The organism is Dactylosporangium sp. NPDC006015, from assembly GCF_040614215.1.
GTDB classification, from domain to species: Bacteria; Actinomycetota; Actinomycetes; order Mycobacteriales; family Micromonosporaceae; genus Dactylosporangium; species Dactylosporangium maewongense.
Genome location: NZ_JBEXUD010000003.1, coordinates 127,116 through 148,072, shown reverse-complemented (window position 1 = coordinate 148,072; position 20,957 = coordinate 127,116). Strand labels below are relative to the sequence as shown.

Here is a 20,957-nt window from a genome sequence, read left to right as displayed (position 1 = left end):
GGGCACGTGGCGACCCCACGTGCCCGCGTCATGTCCGAGACACCCGCGCGGTGGCCGTTCTCTCGACGGCACACCGCGTGGGTGTCTGGTCATAGCCTGACGCTGCTGGACCAGCCCTCAACGGGGACGGTTGTTCCAGTTGTAGAAGGTCGGGATGTTCTCGAAGTGGTTCCAGGCGCAGACGGCGCTCGCGCCGTCCTGACCACTCGCCTCCGAGCGGGCGGCCCTTGCCACGGCGGCCTCGTCGAGCAGCACACGGAGGCCGTCAGCGGCTCCGTGGACGCGCTCGGTGACCGGGTCAGCGTGCTCCGGCATGGTCCAGCACTCCCTCCAGAAGGCAAATCTTGCTGTTGCGGCAGTGATTCGTCTCGGTGCTGTCGAACCTGCCGTGCTCGAAGTAGCGGTTCGCCGCGTGGGCACCGCCGCAGAAGCCGAAGTACGCGCACGTCGAGCGGCACGCCTCGACGCCGCGCAGGTACTCCGGCACCCACCCGGCCGAGCCGGCCGCACCGGCCAGGATCTCGGCCAGCGGGGTCTGCAGGACGCTGCCGGAGGAGAAGTCGCCGTAGCGCGCGTCCGTGAAGCCCGCCAGCTCGGGTGAGAGCAGGAAGACGCGCCCGTCGGCGGCGATCGTCGGGATCGGGTCGAGCGCGGCGGGCAGCACGCCGTCGGCGCCGCCGGCCAGGACCGCGCCCGCGTAGCGCAGCGTCCACTCGATCTCCCGCACGTGGATGCGCGGGTCGCGCCGCCACGCCGCGACGAGCTCGGCCCAGAAGCCGCGGACCGCGGCGGTGCCGTGGTCGTTCGCGCGGGCGTTGACGCCCTCCTGCTCCTCGATGTTGATCCCGAGGACGTCGCAGCCGAGGCCGAGGAAGTAGTCGTAGAGCCGGGTGGCGAGGCCCGGCCCGGGCGCGCTGACGACGCAGAGCGCCGAGAAGGGGATCCCGTGCCGCCGCAGCGTCTCGATGCCGCGCTGGATCCGGCTGTACGAGGGGGAGCCCGCCCGGTCGACCCGCTGGTCGTTGAGCTCGGGTGGCCCGTCGACGCTGACGCTGACGTGCATCTGGTGCTCGGTGAAGAACTCGCACCAGTCGTCGTCGATGAGCGTCGCGTTCGTCTGTACGTGGTGCTCGACGCCCTCGAACGGGGCCATCAGCTCGGCGAGCGCGACCCGCCCGGCGGTCAGCGGCTCGCCGCCGTGCCACACCACGGAGAAGCGGTCGTTGCCGGCGGCCCACCCGTTGACCGACGCGGCGACCGCGCCCGCGACGGCGGGGCTCATCCGGTCGTTGCGGGACCGGAACGGCAGGTAGCAGTACGTGCAGTCAAGGTTGCACAACGTCGTGGGCTGCATCACGACGTAGCCTGGCACCGGCGAGATGCCGCGCATGCCGCTCCACGACACCGCCCCGTCCTCCTTTTGGGTGTAGGGACGTGTCGCTTCAGCCTAGGTCTCTTCCCCCTCCGCGGTAAGACCTGGAGATCGGAATAGGCGAGACTTCCCCAATCCCGCCTATTCCGACAGCTTCCGGCATCCCCAGGGGGACGGTCAGCCTCGCGTGTGCGAGCCGACCATCTGCACCTGGCCGGTGCCCTCGATGACCTCGCCGACCTGCCAGGCGTCCAGGCCGCGACCGGCGAGGAACGCCAGGGTGCGGTCCGCGTCCTCGGCGGAGACGACGGTCAGCATGCCGATGCCCATGTTGAACGTGCTCTCCATCTCCATGTCCTCGATGCGCCCCTTGGTGCGCACGAGGTCGAAGATGGGCTGCGGCCGCCAGGTCGCACGGTCGACGACGGCGTCCACGTTCTCCGGCAGGACGCGGACCAGGTTGCCCGGGATGCCGCCGCCGGTGACGTGGGCATACGCGTGGACCTCGCTCTCGGTGATGAGGTCGAGGCAGTCCTTCGCGTAGATCCGGGTCGGCGTGAGCAGCTCCTCACCGAGGGTGCGCTGCGAGCCGAACTCGTCGATGACGCTGTCCAGGCGCATGCGGCCCGCGCCGAGCAGCACGTGCCGGACCAGGGAGTAGCCGTTGGAGTGCAGGCCCGAGGAGCGCAGGGCGATGACGACGTCACCGACCTCGACCCGGTCGCGGCCGAGGATCTTGTCCTCCTCGACGACGCCGACGCCGGTGCCGGAGATGTCGTACTCGTCCGGGCGCATCACGCCGGGGTGCTCGGCCGTCTCGCCACCGAGCAGGGCGCAGCCCGCGTAGCGGCAGCCGTCGGCGATACCGGCGCCGATCTCGGCGACCCGGTCCGGCACGACCTCGCCGCAGGCGATGTAGTCGAGCAGGAACAGCGGCTCGGCGCCGCAGGCCACCAGGTCGTCGACGACCATCGCGACGAGGTCGATGCCGACCGTGTCGTGGATGCCCATGGCCTGGGCGATGGCGAGCTTCGTGCCGACGCCGTCGGTGGACGAGGCGAGGATCGGGCTCTTGTACTTCTTGAGGTCGAGCCGGAACAGGCCCGCGAACCCGCCGATGTCACCCATGACCTCGGGCCGGTGCGTGCGGTGCACCTTGGTGCGGAGCAGCTCGACGGCCTTCTCGCCGGCGTGGATCGACACGCCCGCGTCGGCGTACGTCACGGTGCGCCTGCGGCCCCTGCCGTTACCGGCGGTCCACAACTGCCGCTCGGGGGTGCTGCCCTGGCCGGTCTCACCGGCCTTCTCGGCGCGCTCATCCACGTGCGTCACTTTCTCCCCTTTGATTGCCTTGGCGGCGGCCACCGCATGGTGCTACGGGTGGGCGGGTCACGGGCGCAGCAGTGCGCCCGAGCCGCCCGGACTGGCGGCGACGCTGACCGCGCCACCGTCGGTCGTGGTGGAAGCGGCCCCCGCAGCGCGCGCCACACCTTCCAGGACGTGCTTGCCGATCACGTTGTCGGCCGGCAGCTCGATCGGGTACTGACCGTCGAAGCACGCGCTGCACAGCCGGTTGGCCGGCTGCTCGGTCGCCGCGATCAGGCCGGGCAGCGACACGTAGCCGAGCGAGTCGGCGCCGATCGACCGGCGGATCCCCTCCAGGTCGAGCCCGTTGGCGAGCAGCTCCGCCCGGGTGGCGAAGTCGATGCCGTAGAAGCACGGCCACTTGACCGGCGGCGACGAGATGCGGACGTGCACTTCGACCGCACCAGCTTCTCGCAGCATACGCACGATCGCACGTTGAGTGTTGCCGCGCACGACAGAGTCGTCGACGACGACGAGGCGCTTGCCCCGCACGTTGTCGCGCAGCGGGTTGAGCTTGAGCCGGATGCCCAGCTGGCGGATCGTCTGGGACGGCTGGATGAAGGTGCGCCCGACATAGGCGTTCTTGACCAGGCCGTGGCCGAACGGGATGCCGGACTCCGTCGCGTAGCCGATCGCGGCCGGGGTGCCCGACTCCGGCACCGGCATGACCATGTCGGCCTCGACCGGGTGCTCCTTGGCGAGCGTGCGGCCGATCGCCACGCGCGCGGCGTGCACGTTGCGCCCGACGATCGTGGTGTCGGGGCGGGCCAGGTAGACGTACTCGAACAGGCAGCCCTTGGGATCGGGGGTGCCGAAGCGGGTGGAGCGCAGGCCGTGCTCGTCGATGGCGATCAGCTCGCCGGGCTCGATCTCGCGCACGATGCTGGCGCCGACGATGTCCAGCGCGGCGGTCTCACTGGCCACCACCCAGCCGCGCTCCAGGCGGCCGAGCACCAGCGGGCGGACGCCGTTGACGTCGCGGGCCGCATACAGGGTGTCCTCGTCCATGAACACGAAGCTGAACGCGCCGCGCAGGGTCGGCAGCACCTCCAGCGCCGCGGCCTCCACCGACAGGTCCGGGCGGGCCGCGAGCAGCGCCGTCACCAGAGCGGTGTCGTTGGTCGAGTTCATCTGGTCGCGCTCGCCGAGCTCGGCGACGCGGCGGGCCAGCTCGGCCGTGTTGACCAGGTTGCCGTTGTGCGCCAGGGCGATCGTGGTGCCGCCGCGGTCCTCGCCGGGGGCGGTGGAGCGCAGCGTGGGCTGCGCGTTCTCCCAGTTGGATCCGCCGGTGGTCGAATAGCGGGCGTGGCCGATCGCGATGTGGCCGCGCAGGCTCGCCAGGGTCGGCTCGTCGAAGACCTGCGACACGAGGCCGAGGTCCTTGTACACCACCACGCCTGAGCCGTCGGAAACCGCGATGCCGGCCGCTTCCTGGCCACGGTGCTGCAATGCATACAGCCCGTAGTAGGTCATCTTCGCGACCTCTTCGCCCGGCGCCCAGACGCCGAACACACCGCACTTGTCCTGAGGACCTGGACGCTGGGGGTCGAGCTCGTGGCTCAACCGGCCATCGCCTCGGGGCACGTTGCCGCTCCTGTCGTCGCAGTTCGTCGGGGTTCGTCGGCGGTGTGGGTCGAGGGGAATCCGACCTGATAGGCGCCGCAATTCGGTCGCCTTCGCGCCCCAAAGTGTACGCGAGGAATTCGGCATGACGCACAGCCACAGTTCACGCGCGGTTCGTAACCAGTGTCACGTACGAATTGCGCAGTTACAAGGGTAGATAGGCCGATAAATCAGCCCGAACTCCGCTCGCGCGGATCTTCCCGGTGGTGACTGCTTCATGCCACGATTTCCGACCCGTGGCGATCTCCAGCCAGGTGGCTGGGTCGGTCTCCACGACGTTGGGTGGCGTACCTCTCGTGTGACGCGGACCCTCGACACATTGAATCGCACCGTATGGAGGAACCCGCACCTCCACCGAACGGCCGGGAACACGGGACCGCAGGTCAGCGAGAAGCTCGCGCACAGCGTCACGCAGCGCGAACCGGTCCGGAACGAGCCCGGCATCCATCGCATCAAGGACGGTCTGCACCGTGTCGGAATATCGGTGCGGAGTGGACATGACGGGACGATACGACCGCCTGTGGGCCGGTCGCAACACCCTGCGCCTTTCGCCGACCCCTGTGGACAAGGCATAGTTTGCTGCGGCGCACCATGCAAAGCGAGCCCCGCTCGCATGATGGACCATCGACAGACATGCTCGGCAGAGACGCTCGGGTGAAGTCAAGATCCGGAGGGGTGTGGACGTGACTACCCACCTACGAGCCTTGCTGCTCCGCTCGGGGGCGGCGGCCGTACTGGTGACGGGCGCTCTAGTCGGCACGACAGCCGCACCAGCGTTCGCGGCGGCGAACCTCAACATCAGTGCGAGCAGCGCGACGATCACCGTCGGTGGCGGCGCGGGGTCCTCGACGATCACGGTTCGGAACACCGGCGACGCCCCTCCGAACAACGACGTCAAGTTCAGCGTCGACATCCCGGTCGGTGACCAGGGCATCTCGATGAACACGCCCGGTGGGTGCTCGAACACCTCGACGGGCTTCGAGTGCACGGTCGCGCCGGGCGACCTGCCGGCGGAGGGCTCGAAGAGCTTCACCGTCTCCTTCAGCCCGCCCGCACAGAGCTCGATCCCGGCCGGCCAGTCGCGTGACGTCAACGGGCAGCTCAAGATCCAGGGCGGCGGGAACGGCTCGATCAAGGTGACCCTGAAGGCGGCCGCGGCGACCGCGCCGGCGACGCAGACGGTGACCGAGGTCTCAGGGACGGTCAACGACTCGACCACCGGCAAGGCGCTCAAGGGCGCGACCGTCACCATGGAGGACGGCGCCGGCAAGAGCCGCTCGACGACCACCAACGACGCCGGCGCCTACCGCTGGCTCGGCACCGAGAGCAACCCCATCGCCCCGGGCGGCATCTCGATCTCGGTCACCATGAACGGGTACGACGCCGGGACGAAGAACATCAACGTGCAGGCGGGCAAGGGGAGCACCGGCAACAGGATCGCCCTGGTGCCGATCGGCTCGACGGCCTCCCCGATCGCGCCGCCGTCCATGGAGGAGACCACGCCCGCCGACGCGGACTCGCAGTCGGCCGCGGCACCGGGCGCGCAGAACACGACCAACACGTCCAGCGGGGGCGGCAGCAATTCCTCGTACATCCTGATCGCGCTCGGCGCGCTCCTGGTCATCTTCGGCATCGTCGCGATCGTGCTGCTCCTGCGCCGCCGCGGTGACGACGACGAAGAGGACCTCGAGGAGGAGCCGGCCCCGCGGCGCGGTGGCGGAGGCGCGGCCCAGCGCCCCGGCTACCGCCAGGCCCAGGCCGACCCGACGATGGTCAGCGCGATGGGCGGCTCGCCCACGATGATCAACCGTGGCTCCGCGAACGATGCGACCGCGATCGTGCGACCGGGCCGCGCCAGCGACTACGACGTGCCGCCGGACCCGTACGGCGCGCCCCTGCCGCGGGCAGGCTCCGGCTACGGTGCCGCGGCCGCCGGTGCGGGCTACGGCGCGGCGAACGGCGGCGGGTACAACGACCAGGACGGCTACGCGCAGGGCGCCCCCTCGGCGGGCTACGGCCCCTCGTCCCGCCCGGCGGTCGACCCCTACAGCCCCGAATACGGCGCGGGCGGCGGCAACGGCTACAACGACCAGGCCGGCTACGGCCCCTCGGGCGGTGGCGGCGGTGGCGGCGGGTACGCGGACTCCACCCAGCGCTGGGAGCCGAGCGCCGGCAACGGCTACGCGGGCGGCCAGGGCGGCGGCTACGGCCCCGGCTCCGGCGGTGCCAACGGCTACGGCGCGGATGGCGGTCAGAACGGCTACGGCGCGGACGGCGGCCAGAACGGCTACGGCCCCTCGTCCGGCGGCGGCTACAACGGCAACGGCGCCAACGGGTACGGCGGCGACCAGGGTGGCTACGGCCCCGGCGGTGGCCAGGGTGGCTACGGCCCGTCGGCCGGTAGCGGCCAGGGCGGCTACGGCCCCGGCGGCGGTGGCGACGGCTACCCGAGCGCCGGCGGTGGCTACAGCCCGAGCGCCGGCAACGGCTACAACGGCCAGGCCGACTACGACGGCCCGTACGCCGGCCGCGGCGGCTACGAGCAGCGCGGCGGTTACGAGCCCGCCGCCGGCTACGAGCGCGACGGCTACGAGCGCGTCCCCGAGCCCCCGCGGGCCGGCAACGACAACTACGAGCAGCGCGGCGGCTACGGCGACCCGCAGGGCGCCCCTCGCGGCGGCGCCAACGGCAGCAACGGCGGCAACCGGCGCTCGCTGGACTGGCTCGACGACTGACACACACCCGGCAAACGGCGCCTCTGACACCAGGGGCGCCGTTTTTCGTGCCGGCCGCTGACCGGGGAAGGCGGGCCGTCGCACAGGTCGGCCTCCCCGCGGTCGGCGGGTTATGTGATGTGGGTGGGGAGCGCGACTGCCGACGGCCGGGAGACGCAGGTGGGGTCCAGACCCGCGTCCATGGCGACCACCGACGGTGCCGGCAGGCGCGGGTGCATCACCCGGAGCCAGCGCACCTTGCGCAGCATCTTGACGGTCGGGCCGGGCTCCCGGTGGCGGGGCGTGTGGCCGATCATGCTGCTTCCTCAATGAACCGTGTCACGCAACAGAGTGTGCGCGGTCGGACACGAAGTCGTCAGCATGCGAACGGTTCCGGTCCTGCGCTGGTCAGCTTCCCCCGTTCGGGGGCGAGTAGGGCGTGCCCGGGGTTGAGTAACGCTACTGGTGGCGGTGGCCCATCTCGGCGTGGATCGGCTCGCCGGTGGTGAGTGCCGTCAATGCCAATGACAGGCGGCGGTGCAGGGACGCGCGGATGGTGGCGTCCTCCAGCGGGAGCCACCGGACGCCGGTGAGCTCGTCGGCGGCGGGGCGCAGATCGGTGGCGGGGTCGAGGACGCCGCCGTCGAAGACGAACTGGACCTGGTCGCTCCAGGGGCCGCGGCCGGGCGTCCAGTCGACGACCAGCAGGCGCCCGGTGGGCCGGTCGAGGCCGAGCTCCTCGAGGACCTCGCGGCGGCAGGCGGCGCTCGGCGGCTCGCCCGTCTCCACGATGCCGCCGGGCAGGTCGAGGTACGGCTTGTAGTTGGGCACGACGAAGAGGATCCGGCCGGTGGGGTCCCTGATCAGGGCGCCGGCGGCGACCGTCTTGTGGGCCATCCGCCGGGCGATGCCGGGGTGGAACTCCGCCTCCGGCGGACCTTCGGCGGCGAAGAAGGAAGCGGTCACGGGGTCCATCCAACCAGGGGCGCGCCGCTGCGCCCTCAGAAGACCGCCCGCCGCATGTGGAGGCGGACGGTGGTGCCGGCGGTGCCGGTGCGCATCTCCAGCAGGTCGCAGATCTGCCGGGCGATCCACAGCCCGTGGCCGCGCTCCGAGTGCGGGCCGGCGCGCAGGAAACCCAGGAAGTTGCCGGTGGCGGTGCCGGAGTCGGTGATCTCGCAGATGACCCGGCGGTCGGTCGCCCACATGCGGGCCTCGCCCGTGCCGCCGCCGTGCCGCAGGACGTTGGTGGCGATCTCGTTGACGGCGAGCACGTAGTCGTCGACCCGGTCGTTCGCGACGCCGAGGCGCGGGGCGTGGTCGGCGACGAACTGCCGGACCGGGGCCAGGTCGGGGTGGACCGGGATCCATTCGACACCGGTGGCCGGGCACGGCGTGAGCGGCGTGTTGTGGGCGGCGTAGTAGGAGGCCGGCTCGGCGAAGTCGGCGCTGATCTCGCTGGCGGTGCCGACCGCGAGCCGCGGGTGGGTGCGGCGGGCGTCGTCGACGATGGTGCTGGCGAGGGCGCTGCTGTCGTAGCCGCACATGACCCAGGCGCGGGAGTCGGCGAGCGCGACGTTGACCACCGACTCGTACCGGCCCCACTCCGACGTCTCGAGGTCGTCGCGGCCCGCCCAGACCGGCTCGCCGATGACCCGCAGGACGGCGCTGTCGCCGGCGAGGGCGTCGATGCGGCGGTGGTGGGCGTCGAGGGTGCGCCCGGGGGAGTCGAACCAGCCGGACGGCTCGAGGAAGATGACCCGGTCCGCGGCGGCGTCGAGCCGCTCGTGCAGGAGGCCGGTGTTGCGGGTGGAGGTCACGGCCAGGACGGTGTCGCCGCGGTGCACGCCCTCGACGATGAACGGCACGGCCGCCGCGAGGAACTGCTCGGGCGAGTCGAACAGCAGCGCCTGGTGGATCAGGGTCACGACGTCGCCCCCGTTGTGCTCCGGCGCCGTTCGCGGCGCTTCAGGCCCGTCACGACGCCCGCACCCCCGCGTCCCCGATGGTGAGGCCCGGAGTGGTGTCCCAGCCGACGATGCGCAGCACGTTGCGCAGGGTCGGCGCGAGGTGGCGCACCTCCAGCGCCCGGTCCGGTGGCAGCGCCTCGGCGGCGCGGACCAGGGCGCGGATGCCGGCGACGTCGATGAAGCGCAGCTCGGCGAGGTCGATCACGACGATCGGCTCGGGCCATCCCGCGGTGTGGGCGAGCGCCTCGGCGAACGGCCCGGCGGTCGAGTCGTCGACGGTGCCGATGACGCGCAGGCCGCGGGGTGCGAACGTGGGCACGATGCGGAGCCGGCGGTCGTCGTGCAGCGGGTCGATGGTCATCACCCCGAAGTGCCGGGCGACGAGACCGGAGAAGTCCGCCTTGTCGAAGAGGCGCTCGTCGTACTGGCAGACCGCCGCGACGCCGTCGGAGCCGGTGACGGTCGAGGCGACACCCGACTCGTACTCGTGCAGGCGGACGGTGTCGGGCAGGGCCCAGCTCATCTCGCCGGTGAGGCGCAGCCCCTGGAAGCCCGCGGCGCGGGCGTCCCGGATGGCGTCCCGGATGCCGTCGACGAGGACGCCGGGGTCGAAGCGGTCGTCGGCCGCCGGGCGGACCTCGAGCTGGCCGCGGGCGATCGCGAGGGCCCCGTCGACGCCGCGCGGGTCGAGCCACGCGTCGATGGCGCCCGGCGCGGTCCGGTCCGAGTAGTACAGGACGCGCTCACCACGGACGAGGCCGTCGGCGATGTAGGCGGACACCACCTCGCGCTGCTCCTGGTCGCTCGCGAACGGCAGGCACAGGTGGTCGCCCAGGCGGACGTGCCTGGTGTGTCTGGTCGAGACGCTGTCGTTGATGACATCAACTTACCCATCGACGCCGGAATTGATGTCAGGCGCGGATGCAGCAGCTCGAGCAGACCTTCGGGGTGGGCAGGGTGAAGGCGAGGCAGCAGGTGCGCCGCTTGATGTCGAGGCCGCCCTGCTCGCGGGCGCTGAGGTCGACGAGGTCGTCGGCGCCGAGCGCGGCCAGCACGCGGTGGGCGGTGTCGAGGAGGGCGTCCGGGGGCGCGACGTGGCCGCGGGATATCGCGTAGGAGACCCCGGAGGCGACCGAGCCCCACAGCGTCCGCCGGCCCAGGCGGGCCTGCTTGCGCACCTCGTCGAGCATCGGGTCGAGGTGGGCGTCGACGAGCGAGCGCCGCATGACGCCCAGCAGCTCGTCCTCGTCGTCGACGATGAGCAGCCCCGGCGTGTCGGTGGCGACGATGGGGTCGGTGGCGAGGACCGCGGTGACGGGCCGGCGCAGCGCGAGGGTGAGGAAGGGCTGCCGGTCGGAGAACCGGACCAGGACGTGATCCGGCGTCATCAGCGGTACCCGCCGCGAACCGGTGAACCCGATCACAGCCGGCAGGGCCAGCCAGTACGAGTAGCACTTCCAGGCGAGGGCCGCGGCGGCGTGCGGCTGCGCGTCCCAGCGCCGGGCGGCGGCGTCGAGCCACTCCCGGACGCCCTCGGCGGTGAGCAGCTCGCCGGCGGCGCGCCAGCCGGGCGTGTGCGGCGGGACCAGCCCGGTGGACAGCCCTTGGAGTGATTCTTTTCCGTGCCGCAGGCCCATCCGCGCCAGCCCGGCGATCACCGGGGCCAGGGGATCGACGGCCGTCCGGCTGATGAGGGCGGTCACGTTGGGTCGCCGATGGTGCCGGGCGGGCAGGGGGACACACTGCGAGGACGCCGCGGCGCGGCGCTCGTCCTATGCGTGTGTGCGGTGCTCACCACCGTCGGATACCCCCAGACGTGCATGCCAAGCGCACACGATACCGCGATTAGGTAAGCCTAACCACTCCAACATTGTCCGTTATCCGATGTCACTTTGTGTAACTTTGCACAGACTGGCTGCTGATGCCCAAGCGTTGATCAATGCCGATGGGAAGGCGTTGTCAACCCTTTTGTCGGCAAATTGTCCGCTTGACCTGTTCGACAGCCGACCGCGGGGACACTGAATCGGGCAGGGGCCGTCTCCCTGCGGGGCTGGGACGGACATGACTTCGAGCGACTCTCCCGTGCAGCGGGCGTCAGAGGCGTTCGTCGCGGAGTTCGCGCGGTGGCGCATCGACCGCGGCATGTCCAAGAAGCAGCTGGCCGCCGCCATGGGGTTCGACGCCTCCTACGTGAGCCACGTCGAGGCCCGCCGCCACCGCCCCACCGAGGACTTCGCCCGGCGCGCCGAGGCGATCCTGCAGAGCGGCGGCGCCATCTGGCAGCGCTACAAGGAGTACGACGAGCTGCGCGCGACCGCCCGCAGCCGGGTCGGCCTCCCCGGCCGCGACCCGCCGGTGCCCGACCAGTGGCTGCCGCCCGGCACGGGACTGGTCGTCGAGCGGGAGACCGCCCGGCTGTCCTACGTCGACGGCAAATACCGGTGCACGGTCCGCCGTGCGCTGTACAACGCCGGCACCGAGCCGGTCACGCGCTACCTGGTGCGGATCTCCGTGGACCGCTACCCGGACGACCCGGCGCGCTCCAACCGCCATCACCGTGACCACCCCATGTCGTGGGACGAGCTGGCGATGGTCGCGTCGTGCGCCGGCGAGCCCATGGACTGGCGGTCCAAGACCGACCGGGACGCGCTCAAGGAGGCGTGGCTGCTGTTCGAGAACGCGCAGGGCCGCTTCCCCCTGTACCCGGGGCAGCGGACCACCATCGCGTACTCGTGGCACATCAGCGTCGAGAAGTGGGGCCACTGGTTCCAGCGCACCGTCCGCCTGCCCACCCGGCAGCTCACCATCGAGGTCGAGTTCCCGGCGCGGATGCGGCCGGTCGTCTGGGGCGTGCAGACGTCGCTGTCGGCGGAGGAGGTGCCGCTGCGCACCCCCATCACGCAGGAGCTGTCCGTCGACGGGCGGGCGGTCTTCTCGTGGCACACCGAGCAGGCGACCCTGCACGACCGCTACCGGCTGGAGTGGCGCTTCCGGGGCACCCGGCCGGAAGGGGCGGTCGAGCAGCCGGACGACTGGGAGGAGCCCCCTTTCGTGCAGCCGGCCTCGAGTGACGCCATGCGCGCGGCCGGTGTGATCCAACGCGGCGACGCCGGCCTCGACCGGCCGGTGCGGCGGCTGGACCTGCCCGGTGAGTCGGCGCGGGCCGAGGACGTCATCGAGCAGCTGGCCACGGCGCTGAACCGGATCGAGGCGCTGCACCCTTTCGTGAAGGGCGTGGGGCTCGCCGCCCCGCAGCTCGGTTCGGGGCTGGCGGTGGCGGTGATCCGCGCGGCCGACCCTGACACGGAGCAGATCGTGCTGATCAACCCGAGGGTCGTGGCGGAGTCGTCCGACGCCGACGAGCAGTTCGAGGGGTGCCTGTCGTTCTTCGACGTCCGCGGGCTGGTGCGGCGGCCGCTGCGGATCACCGTGGAGAGCGAGCTGCTCGACGGTTCGACGGTGACGACGGTGTACGACCAGGCGCTGGCCCGCCTGGTCGCGCACGAGATCGACCACCTGGACGGGCGGCTCTACGTGGACCGGATGGAGGACGACGCGCCGCTCGTGCCGACGACGGAGTACCGCCAGACGGGCAAGCCCTGGCACTACGCCTGAGCGCCCGGAAGGGCCGGACGCCCGAAGTCCGGACGCCCGGGCCCGGGCGTCCGGAAGGGCGGGACGCTACAGCTCGCCCGCCGCGGAGATGTAGGCCGACTCGACGTAGACCGTGATCCAGCGCGCCGGGCGGCGGTCGGCGACCAGGTCCAGCGCGGGATCCAGGTGGAGCGAGTGGTACGCGCGCCGCATCGCGTCGTCGTCCAGCACCTTCGCCTTGCCGTTGACGTGCAGCCCGATCGCGCCGCGGGCGAAGTCCACGAAGAGCAGGCCGACCCGCGGGTCGCGCTCGATGTCGGTGATCGCCTCCGACAGGCCCTCGTCGCCGAACTCGGGCCACGCGATCCGGTTCTCCGAAAGGACCCGCACGAAGCCGGCGCCGCCGGTGACGAACGTGCAGTCGTGGCCGTCCTCCGGCTCGCCCGTCGCCACGAACAGCATCTCCTGGCGGCGGATGAAGAGCTGCATCCGGTCGTCGAGCTCATTGGACACGTCGCGCGAAAGATCGGACACGGTCGGCACGGTGCACCTCCATGGGCGGCTGGCTCTGTCACCAGCCAAACACCGGTGGTGTGCGACGGCCGGACAGTCAGTGCGATTGAGCCGAATGGCCGACCTGTCCAGTGCTTCGTACCGGCGCGTCGAGTGGAAAAGAATCGGTGAACACGGGACGTCGCACACTCAGTGCGATGCGTGTTCTTCCCTGGTGGCGACGCTGGCTGTCCTACGGCACCTACGTTTGACCGCGAAGGGCACCGATGAGCGATCTGTCGCGTTTACTGAAGGAGAGTTGGAGCCTCGTCGAGGAGCAGCAGGACAAGCTCGCCAGCTACTTCTACGCGCGTATGTTCCTGAACCAACCGCAGCTGAGGGACCTCTTCCCGGTCCAGATGGACGTGCAGCGCTCCAGGCTTCTCGGCGCGATCGTGACCGCCGTGCAGACCGTCGACGACCCCGACACGTTCGACGAGTACCTGCGCTCGCTCGGGCGTGACCACCGCAAGTTCCACGTGCGGCCCGAGCACTACGACGTCATCCGCGAGGCGCTGTTGGAGGGCCTGCGCACCTTCGCCGGTGACCAGTGGACCTACGAGTTCGACCAGGCCTGGCGGGACGCCTACGCGGTGATCGCCGAGAAGATGATCGCCGGCGCCGAGGCCGACTCCACGAACCCGCCCTACTGGCACGCCGAGGTGCTTTACCACGAGCGGCGCAACCAGGACATCGCCGTCATCACGTGCCGCCCGCTCCAGCCGCTGGAGTACCGCGCCGGCCAGTACATCAGCGTCGAATGCAAATACCAGCCGCGGCTGTGGCGCGTGTACTCCGCGGCGAACGCGCCGCGCAAGGACGGCTCCATCGACTTCCACGTCCGGGCCGTCGGCGCCGGCTGGGTGTCCTCCGCGCTGGTCCGGAAGGTCCAGCCGGGCGACATGATCCGGCTCGGCGCCCCGATGGGCTCGATGGTCCTGGACCGCCGCTCGACCCGCGACATCGTCTGCGTCGCCGGCGGCACCGGCTTCGCCCCGATCAAGGCGCTGATCGAGGAGATGACCCGGGCCAACCGGACCCGCTGGGTGCACGTGTTCGTCGGCGCCCGCAACCGCGACGACCTGTACGACCTGGCCTGCCTCAACCGGCTCGCCGCCCGCTACCCGTGGCTGTCGGTGGTGGCCGCGACCACCGACGACCCCGACTTCCCCGGGGAGCACGGCAGGATCTCCGACGTGGTCGCCCGCTACGGCCCGTGGAACGACCACGACTTCTTCGTCTCCGGCTCGCCGCAGATGGTGCGTTCGACCCTGCGCACCCTCGCGGAAATGCAGGTCCCCGCAATCCGGATCAAATACGACGCCTTCGGGGACTCGTAACATCGGGAGGGGCGCCGTTCGTGCGGGCGGCGCCCCTGCCGAACTAGAGTTTCGCGCGTGATCGACAAGCGTGCCGTCCGCGTCGAGGTCATCCTGCTGCTCGGCGTGTCGCTCGGCAGGTCCGCGATCCTCTCGATCCTGGCGATCATCGACCGGCTCACCTACGTGAAGCCGCTCTCCGAGCAGACCGCGACGCTCAACCCGTCGATCACCCCGGACCGCCCCTGGCTCGACCTGGCATACCAGCTGGTCTACACGGGTCTGGGCTTCGTCGCGCCGCTGCTCGCGGTGTACCTGCTGCGCCGCGACCACGAGGACTGGCGCCTCGGCGTGCGGCCGGGCTCCGACCTCGGCTACGGCGTGGGTCTCGCCGCCCTGATCGGCCTGCCGGGTCTCGCCCTCGTGTGGGCGGCGCGGGAGCTGGGGATCAGCGCGCAGATCGTGCCCGAGGCGCTCGGCACGCACTGGTGGTCGGTGCCGGTGCTGATCCTGGCCGCCCTGCAGAACGGCGTCCTCGAAGAGATCGTCATGATCGCCTACCTGCTGACCCGCCTGCGGGACCTGGGGTGGAACCCCTGGATGGCGATCGTGACCAGCGCGGCGATCCGCGGGTCGTACCACCTCTACCAGGGCTTCGGCGGGTTCATCGGCAACTTCGTCATGGGGCTGGTCTTCGGCTGGTTCTACCGGCGGACGAACCGGGTCATGCCGCTCATCGTGGCGCACACGATCCTCGACATCGTGTCGTTCGTGGGGTACGCCCTGCTCAAGGATCATTTGCGGTTCCTGAGATAGGGCAAATTGCCACAATTAGTCTGGCTTGTGTGGGCCGAATCCTTCTCGTCATCACCCTCGTCGCGTCATCCGTCTTCGCGCTGCCGGTGGCGGTCTCCGGCAAGGCGGCGAGCTCGGCGCTCTACATCGTGCAGCTGGAGGGCGACCCGGCCGGGCGCCAGGAGAGCGCCCGCGGCGCGATCCGGGCCGGCCGCGCGGACGTCCTGCGCCGCGCCGGGATCCGCAGGACGGTCACGGTGTACGAGTCGGCCTTCAACGGTTTCGCCGCCGCGCTCACCCCCGAGCAGAAGGCCCGCGTGGAGCGGACCCCCGGCGTGCGCCACGTCTGGCCCAACGAGCGGCGCACCGTCGACACGATCTCCACCACCGGCTTCCTCGGCCTGGACGGCCCCGCCGGGGCGTGGGCCAAACACTTCGGCGACCCGTCCCGCGCCGGCGAGGGCATGATCATCGGCGTCATCGACACGGGCTTCTGGCCGGAGAGCCCCAGCCTCGCCCCGCTCCCCGAGCCCCGCCCCGACCAGGCCGTCATCGACAAGAAGTGGGCCAGGGGCGGCACCGACAAGTGCGACGAGGGCACCGGCACCGCCCAGCAGAGGATCACCTGCAACAACAAGGTCATCGGCGCCCGCTTCTACGACGGCGGCGGCTTCGGCGGCTGGGAGTCGGAGTTCCACTCCCCGCGCGACTACGACGGCCACGGCACCCACACCGCGACCACCGCCGCCGGCCTGCCCGACGTCCCCGCCACCATCAACGGCGACCCCGTCGGCACCATCTCCGGCATGGCGCCCGCCGCCCGCATCGCCGTCTACAAGGCCCTGTGGCGGCAGTCCGACGGCGAGGGCTCCGGCGGCACCGTCGACCTGCTCGACGCGGTCGACGACGCGGTCAGCGACGGCGTCGACGTCATCAACTACTCCGTCTCCGGCTCCGAGTCGCTCATCGTCGACCCGGTCGAGCTCGCCTTCTACAACGCGGCCGCGGCCGGCGTCTTCGTCGCCACGTCCGCCGGCAACAGCGGCCCCGACGAGTCCACCGTCGCGCACAACGCGCCCTGGGTGACCACCGTCGCCGCCAGCTCCCACGACCGCGGCGCCGACAAGTCCGTCACCCTCGGCAACGGCAAGACCTACACCGGCGCCGGCCAGGGCCCCGCCGTGCCGTCCGCGCCGCTCGTCGACTCCGTGAAGGCCGGCCTCAAGACCGCCGACGCGGAGAAGGTCGAGCTCTGCTACCCCGGCACCCTCGACCCGGCACTGGTCAAGGGCAAGATCGTGCTCTGCAAGCGGGGCGTCAACCCGCGCACCGACAAGAGCATCGCCGTCCGCGACGCCGGCGGGGTCGGCATGGTCCTCTACAACCCGAGCGAGAACTCGCTCAACGCCGACTACCACGTCATCCCCACCGTCCACGTCGACCACGTCGCCGGGGCGGCGATCAAGGCGTACCTGGCGACCCCGAACCCGACCGCCTCCCTCTCGGCCGTGTCGATGGTGGTGCCGCGGGCGCCCGCCATGGCCGCCTTCTCCTCCGCCGGCCCGGCCCTCGCCGGCGGCGGCGACCTGATCAAGCCCGACATCACCGCACCGGGCGTCGACATCGTCGCCGGCGTGTCCCCGGCCGGCCATCACGGCAACCTGTTCGACGGCGAGTCCGGCACCTCGATGTCCAGCCCGCACATCGCCGGCATCGCCGCCCTGATCCGCGCCGAACACCCGGGCTGGTCGCCGTCGGCCGTCCAGTCGGCGCTCATGACCACCGCCGGCGTCCACGACAACACCGACGGCATGATCCAGCGGGCCGGGAAGATCGCGAGCCCGCTCGACTACGGCTCCGGCCACGTCCGCCCTTCGCAGGCCTTCGACCCCGGCCTGGTCTACGAGTCGGGCCCGCAGGACTGGGCCCGGTACGGGTGCGCCATCGGCCAGCTGCAGCTCGTCAGCGACTGGTGCCCGACCGTCGGCAGCGCCGACCCCAGCGACCTCAACTACCCGTCGATCGCGGTCGCCTCGCTGGCCGGGACGCAGACCGTCGTCCGCACCGTCACCAACGTCTCCACCCAGCCGAGCGTCTACGTCGCCTCCGTCACCACGCCGCAGGGGCTCGCCGTCACCGTCACGCCGAGCACCCTGACCGTCGCACCCGGCGAGTCCGCCACCTTCAAGGTCACCATCCGGCGCACCGACGCCGCGTACCGCGTCTGGACCTTCGGCTCCCTCACCTGGACCGACCTGCGCGGCCACACCGTGCGCAGCCCCATCGGCGCCCGGCCCGTCGCGCTCGCCGGCCCGGGCGAGGTCACCGGCTCCGGCGCCGCCGGCACCGCCGCGATCGAGCTCACCGCCGGGTACAGCGGCAACGTCACCACCAAGCTCTTCGGCCTCACCGCGTCGGCCGTCCACCAGCAGAACCTCGTCGGCAGCACGGCCGCCTTCGTGCCCACGGCGCCCGCCACCGGCCCGGCCGTCTTCAAGTTCACCGTCACCGTGCCGCCCGGCGCCGAGTTCGGCCGCCTGGCCACGTTCGCCGCCGACCACGTCCCCGGCACCGACGTCGACCTCTACCTCTATCAGGACGGGCAGCTCGTGGACCGCAGCGACGGCACCACCGCCGACGAGGAGATCCCACTCACGTCCATGGGGGTGTTCGAGGTGTACGTCGTGCGCTTCGCCGCGCCACCCGACGCCGACAGCCGGCCGGTCGTGGCGCACACGTTCCTCGTCGGTGGCGACCCGGCCGGCAACCTCACGGTCACGCCGCCGGTGGCCGCGGTCCAGCCCGGCCGGCCGGTGACCTTCACCGCCGCCTGGCACGACCTCGACCCCGCGAAGCGCTACCTGGGCATGGTCGAGTTCGGCGACGGCACCGCGGCCCGGGCCTGGACCACGATCGCGGTCGGCCCGGACGCCTTGCCGCCCGCTCCGGCGCCTGGCGCGTCGCCTGGTGTGTCGCCTGCGGTGTCGCCGGGTGTGTCGCCTGGTGTGTCGCCTGGCGCGTCGCCGTCGGGTTCCAGGCCGGCGCGGCCGTCGCCGTCGGCTTCGGTTTCCAGGCCGGCGCGGCCGTCGCCGTCCGTTTCGGTTTCCGGGCCTGTTCGGCCGCCGTCCGCTTCGCGGTCTGCTTCGGGGGTGTCGCCGCGGGTCACCCCGCGGTGACGCCTACCGCCCGTCGGGGGTGGGGACCGGCTTGCGCCGGTAGTAGCGGGTGGCGCGCATGGCGATCGCCTCGGTCGACCTGACCGCGGCGACCGCCCCGATCACCGGCCCGATCCCGGGCACCGCACGCCGGGCGATCCTGACCCCGGCGGCCTGCAGCAGCCCGCCGCCGAGCGTCCGGCCGAGCGGGCCCGCCAGCCTGGCGACCCCCACCCCGGGCCCGGCCCGCCGCGACCGCTGCGCCTGCTCCGCGGCCATGATGGCGGCCTCGGCGGTGGCGACCTCCGCGTACACCCGCTGCAGGACGAGCAGCTCGGCCGCCCGCGCCCGGTCGAGCGGATCGTGCCCGTGCGCGGCGGCCAGGTGCAGGACGAGCTTGGCGTGCAGCCAGTTGACCCCGGCCGCCTCGACCACCAGCCCCAGCGACCCGGCCGCCCCCGCCGCGATCCCCAGCCTCCTGGCCCGCCGCACGAACTCCCGCGTCACCGCCCGCCCGATCGCGTCACCGTCGACGCCGGGGTAGTTCGCCGCATACCAGGCGGCCCGCTCCCGCGCCGCCTCCCCGAGCCGCGCGACCGCGGCGAGGGCGAGCAGCTCCGGCAGGTACGCGGGATTGATCCCCCGCCCGGCAGGCTCCTGTGCATTCTCTGTCTCTTGCTCCGCAATTCCGAGGTCGGTCGGATCGGCCTCGACCACCTCCACCCGCCCCTCGACGAGCGTCACCTCGTCCACCACCGGCGCCGCCTCGGCTGCTTCGGCTTGCTCGGCTGCTTCGGCTTCCCTGGGTGCTTCGGCTTCCCTGAGTGCCTCGGCTGCCTTGGGTGCGTCGGTTGCCTCGGGTGCAGCGGGTGCCTCGGGTGCTGGCTCGGGTGCTGCGGGCGCCTCGGGCGCTTTGGGTGCCGGGAAGAGGACCTCTTGGGTCGAGGTCGCCTTCACCGCCGCCTTCTTCACGGCGGCCTTCTTGACGGGAGCCTTCTTCGCGGGCGTGGTCTCCGGTGCTGGCTCGACCTCCGCCTTGGGCTCGACCTCCGCTTTGGGCGCTGCCTTCTTCGCCGGCGCCTTCTTGGCCACGGCCTTCTTGGCCGCCTTCTTCGCCGGTGCCGCTGCCTCCGGGGGCGTCACCTGGGCAGGCTCGGTGGCGGGCACCAGCTGCTCGGACGTCCGCGCCGCAGGCACCGTCTTCGCCGCGACCTTCGCGGGTGCCGCCTTCTTGGCGGTGGCCTTCGCGGGCGCGGTCTTCGCCGGTGTGGCCTTCGTCACTGGTGGCGGCGGCTCGGGAGGGCTCGCCTGCTTGACCGGCGGGGGAGCGGCGGCCGGCCTCGGCTGCTTCGTGGACCCGGTCACGGGCGTGGGAGAAGCCGCCGGTCTCGGTTGCGGCCCGGCGACCGGCGGGGGAGCGGCCGCCGGCCTCGGCTGCTGCGCAGGTCCGGCCACCGGTGGCGGGGCGAACGGGGTCACCGGCTTCGCCGCCGGGCGCGCCACGCGGGGCTGCGGGGCCGTCTGTCGCGGCGCCTCCACAACGGGCGGCGGCGGGGCGCCGAACGGCGTGGTCGCCGGACGCGGGGAAGCCGCCGCCGGCGGGGTCTCCGGGACGGACTCCTGCGGCGGCGGCTCGAACCGCAGGGAGGTGTCGCCGAGAACCTGTGGGCGGTGGGGTGGCTCGTTGGAAGTCGGAGGCTCGGTGGACTTCGGTTCCTCTCCCATTCGCAAGAGCGTAATGCGCCAACGCCGATGGCACCCGCCGTGCGACCAGGCAAACGTCCTCCGGTGGACGATGTGACGCAAACCACGCAGCCCGGTCCGACGCGCCGGGGGGTCACCCGCTTTGCCCGGTCCTTCACCGGCCCTGTATCCTCGGACGGCGGCTCCTGGCGACAGGGGTTGTTGGAGGCTTCGCCTAGTTCGGTCTATGGCGCCGCACTGCTAATGCGGTTTGGGTCTTAAAGCCCATCCCGGGTTCGAATCCCGGAGCCTCCGCGCAAAACCGGTAAAACCTGGTGTGTACACTAGGCAGGCACCAAGCGCCCGTAGCTCAACGGATAGAGCATCTGACTACGGATCAGAAGGTTAGGGGTTCGAGTCCCTTCGGGCGCGCTTGATCGACAGGGCCTGAGCTGCAGAGATGCGGTTCGGGCCCTTCATCGTTCCGTCCCCTGTGGACGGTGGGCGCCGCACGGGTGTCATCGCCTTCCGTGACGCTTCGCGCCGCCATGAGCTTCACCTGCGGCGCCTGCGCGGGCGAGACGCCGGCTGTCCCGAGGGTGTCTGCTTTCGCCAGTTGGGCGGTTCTTCGCAGCCTTCTCCTTGATCCGCTCGCGGTGTGCCGGGCGGCGGCCAGGACCAGGGCGACAGTGGCGTCGGCGCAGCGCCGGTGGGTGAGCGGTAGCAGCTGGGCTGCGGCGGGAACATGTGCGCGACACCGACGCGGTGGCGATCGCCCCGCTGGTAGGGCGAAGGTGAACGCCAACGCGTCGGCG

At 71.7% G+C, this 20,957-nt stretch carries 17 protein-coding genes and 2 tRNA genes; 7 read left to right on the top strand and 12 right to left on the bottom strand.

The genetic code is table 11. The features are described 5' to 3' along the window. Positions 1-117: 117 nt before the first annotated feature. From amcA to ABZ321_RS06860, 5 genes are all read right to left on the bottom strand, one after another. Entirely contained in the window at positions 118-315 is a 198-nt protein-coding gene (gene amcA / locus ABZ321_RS06880; RefSeq protein ID WP_354889862.1) for a multiple cyclophane-containing RiPP AmcA, read from the bottom strand. Continuing rightward, positions 299-1,390, bottom strand: a complete 1,092-nt coding sequence (gene amcB, locus ABZ321_RS06875; RefSeq protein WP_344501456.1) for a cyclophane-forming radical SAM peptide maturase AmcB — start codon at positions 1,388-1,390, stop codon at positions 299-301. Before amcB ends, amcA begins: the two co-directional genes overlap by 17 nt. A gap of 159 nt (positions 1,391-1,549) precedes the next feature. Next, the gene (gene purM / locus ABZ321_RS06870) at positions 1,550-2,704 is read right to left on the bottom strand and encodes a phosphoribosylformylglycinamidine cyclo-ligase (RefSeq protein ID WP_344501209.1); all 1,155 of its coding nucleotides are present in this window, start codon (positions 2,702-2,704) and stop codon (positions 1,550-1,552) included. Positions 2,705-2,761: 57 nt separating this feature from the next. Then, a complete protein-coding gene (gene purF, locus ABZ321_RS06865; RefSeq protein ID WP_344501210.1) occupies positions 2,762-4,321 on the bottom strand; it encodes an amidophosphoribosyltransferase in 1,560 nt (519 codons plus the stop codon). Positions 4,322-4,505: 184 nt separating this feature from the next. Further along, a complete protein-coding gene (locus tag ABZ321_RS06860; protein ID WP_344501211.1) occupies positions 4,506-4,859 on the bottom strand; it encodes a sterol carrier family protein in 354 nt (117 codons plus the stop codon). Between the two features lie 184 nt (positions 4,860-5,043). Here ABZ321_RS06860 and ABZ321_RS06855 point away from each other — a divergent pair, with 184 nt between their 5' ends. Beyond that, entirely contained in the window at positions 5,044-7,095 is a 2,052-nt protein-coding gene (locus ABZ321_RS06855) for a carboxypeptidase-like regulatory domain-containing protein (RefSeq protein ID WP_354889859.1), read from the top strand. A gap of 110 nt (positions 7,096-7,205) precedes the next feature. Here ABZ321_RS06855 and ABZ321_RS06850 read toward each other — a convergent pair whose 3' ends face one another. The 5 genes from ABZ321_RS06850 to ABZ321_RS06830 form a co-directional block, all read right to left on the bottom strand. Next, complete coding sequence (locus ABZ321_RS06850) at positions 7,206-7,391, bottom strand: hypothetical protein (protein ID WP_354889857.1); 186 nt, start codon at positions 7,389-7,391, stop codon at positions 7,206-7,208. A gap of 142 nt (positions 7,392-7,533) precedes the next feature. Continuing rightward, on the bottom strand, positions 7,534-8,040 hold the full coding sequence (locus ABZ321_RS06845; protein WP_354889855.1) for an NUDIX hydrolase: 507 nt from the start codon (positions 8,038-8,040) through the stop codon (positions 7,534-7,536). A 35-nt stretch (positions 8,041-8,075) separates the two neighbouring features. Beyond that, positions 8,076-9,002 carry a sensor histidine kinase gene (locus ABZ321_RS06840; protein WP_344501215.1) on the bottom strand — a complete coding sequence of 309 codons (927 nt, stop codon included), beginning with the start codon at positions 9,000-9,002 and terminating at the stop codon, positions 8,076-8,078. Between the two features lie 49 nt (positions 9,003-9,051). Next, complete coding sequence (locus tag ABZ321_RS06835; RefSeq protein ID WP_354890206.1) at positions 9,052-9,861, bottom strand: MEDS domain-containing protein; 810 nt, start codon at positions 9,859-9,861, stop codon at positions 9,052-9,054. A 94-nt stretch (positions 9,862-9,955) separates the two neighbouring features. Then, positions 9,956-10,747, bottom strand: a complete 792-nt coding sequence (locus ABZ321_RS06830) for a hypothetical protein (RefSeq protein ID WP_354889853.1) — start codon at positions 10,745-10,747, stop codon at positions 9,956-9,958. A 358-nt stretch (positions 10,748-11,105) separates the two neighbouring features. On the opposite strand from ABZ321_RS06830, the gene ABZ321_RS06825 reads away from it, so the two are divergent. Beyond that, a complete protein-coding gene (locus ABZ321_RS06825) occupies positions 11,106-12,659 on the top strand; it encodes a peptide deformylase (RefSeq protein WP_354889851.1) in 1,554 nt (517 codons plus the stop codon). Positions 12,660-12,725: 66 nt separating this feature from the next. Here ABZ321_RS06825 and ABZ321_RS06820 read toward each other — a convergent pair whose 3' ends face one another. Then, positions 12,726-13,172: a pyridoxamine 5'-phosphate oxidase family protein gene (locus tag ABZ321_RS06820; RefSeq protein WP_344501218.1), complete on the bottom strand. Its 447-nt coding sequence runs from the start codon at positions 13,170-13,172 to the stop codon at positions 12,726-12,728. Positions 13,173-13,417: 245 nt separating this feature from the next. Between ABZ321_RS06820 and ABZ321_RS06815 the strand changes: the two genes are divergently transcribed. From ABZ321_RS06815 to ABZ321_RS06805, 3 genes are read left to right on the top strand one after another with little or no spacing between them, the layout of a single operon-like run. After that, the gene (locus tag ABZ321_RS06815; RefSeq protein ID WP_344501219.1) at positions 13,418-14,530 is read left to right on the top strand and encodes a globin domain-containing protein; all 1,113 of its coding nucleotides are present in this window, start codon (positions 13,418-13,420) and stop codon (positions 14,528-14,530) included. Between the two features lie 57 nt (positions 14,531-14,587). Continuing rightward, positions 14,588-15,325, top strand: coding sequence for a CPBP family intramembrane glutamic endopeptidase (locus ABZ321_RS06810; RefSeq protein WP_354889847.1), 738 nt, complete (start codon positions 14,588-14,590; stop codon positions 15,323-15,325). A gap of 29 nt (positions 15,326-15,354) precedes the next feature. Then, entirely contained in the window at positions 15,355-18,480 is a 3,126-nt protein-coding gene (locus ABZ321_RS06805) for a S8 family serine peptidase (RefSeq protein WP_354889845.1), read from the top strand. Between the two features lie 3 nt (positions 18,481-18,483). Here ABZ321_RS06805 and ABZ321_RS06800 read toward each other — a convergent pair whose 3' ends face one another. Beyond that, a complete protein-coding gene (locus tag ABZ321_RS06800) occupies positions 18,484-20,184 on the bottom strand; it encodes a hypothetical protein (protein ID WP_354889843.1) in 1,701 nt (566 codons plus the stop codon). A 182-nt stretch (positions 20,185-20,366) separates the two neighbouring features. On the opposite strand from ABZ321_RS06800, the gene ABZ321_RS06795 reads away from it, so the two are divergent. Further along, positions 20,367-20,457: transfer RNA gene (locus tag ABZ321_RS06795), tRNA-Ser, on the top strand. Between the two features lie 44 nt (positions 20,458-20,501). Next, a tRNA-Arg gene (locus tag ABZ321_RS06790) sits at positions 20,502-20,574 on the top strand. Positions 20,575-20,957 lie beyond the last annotated feature (383 nt).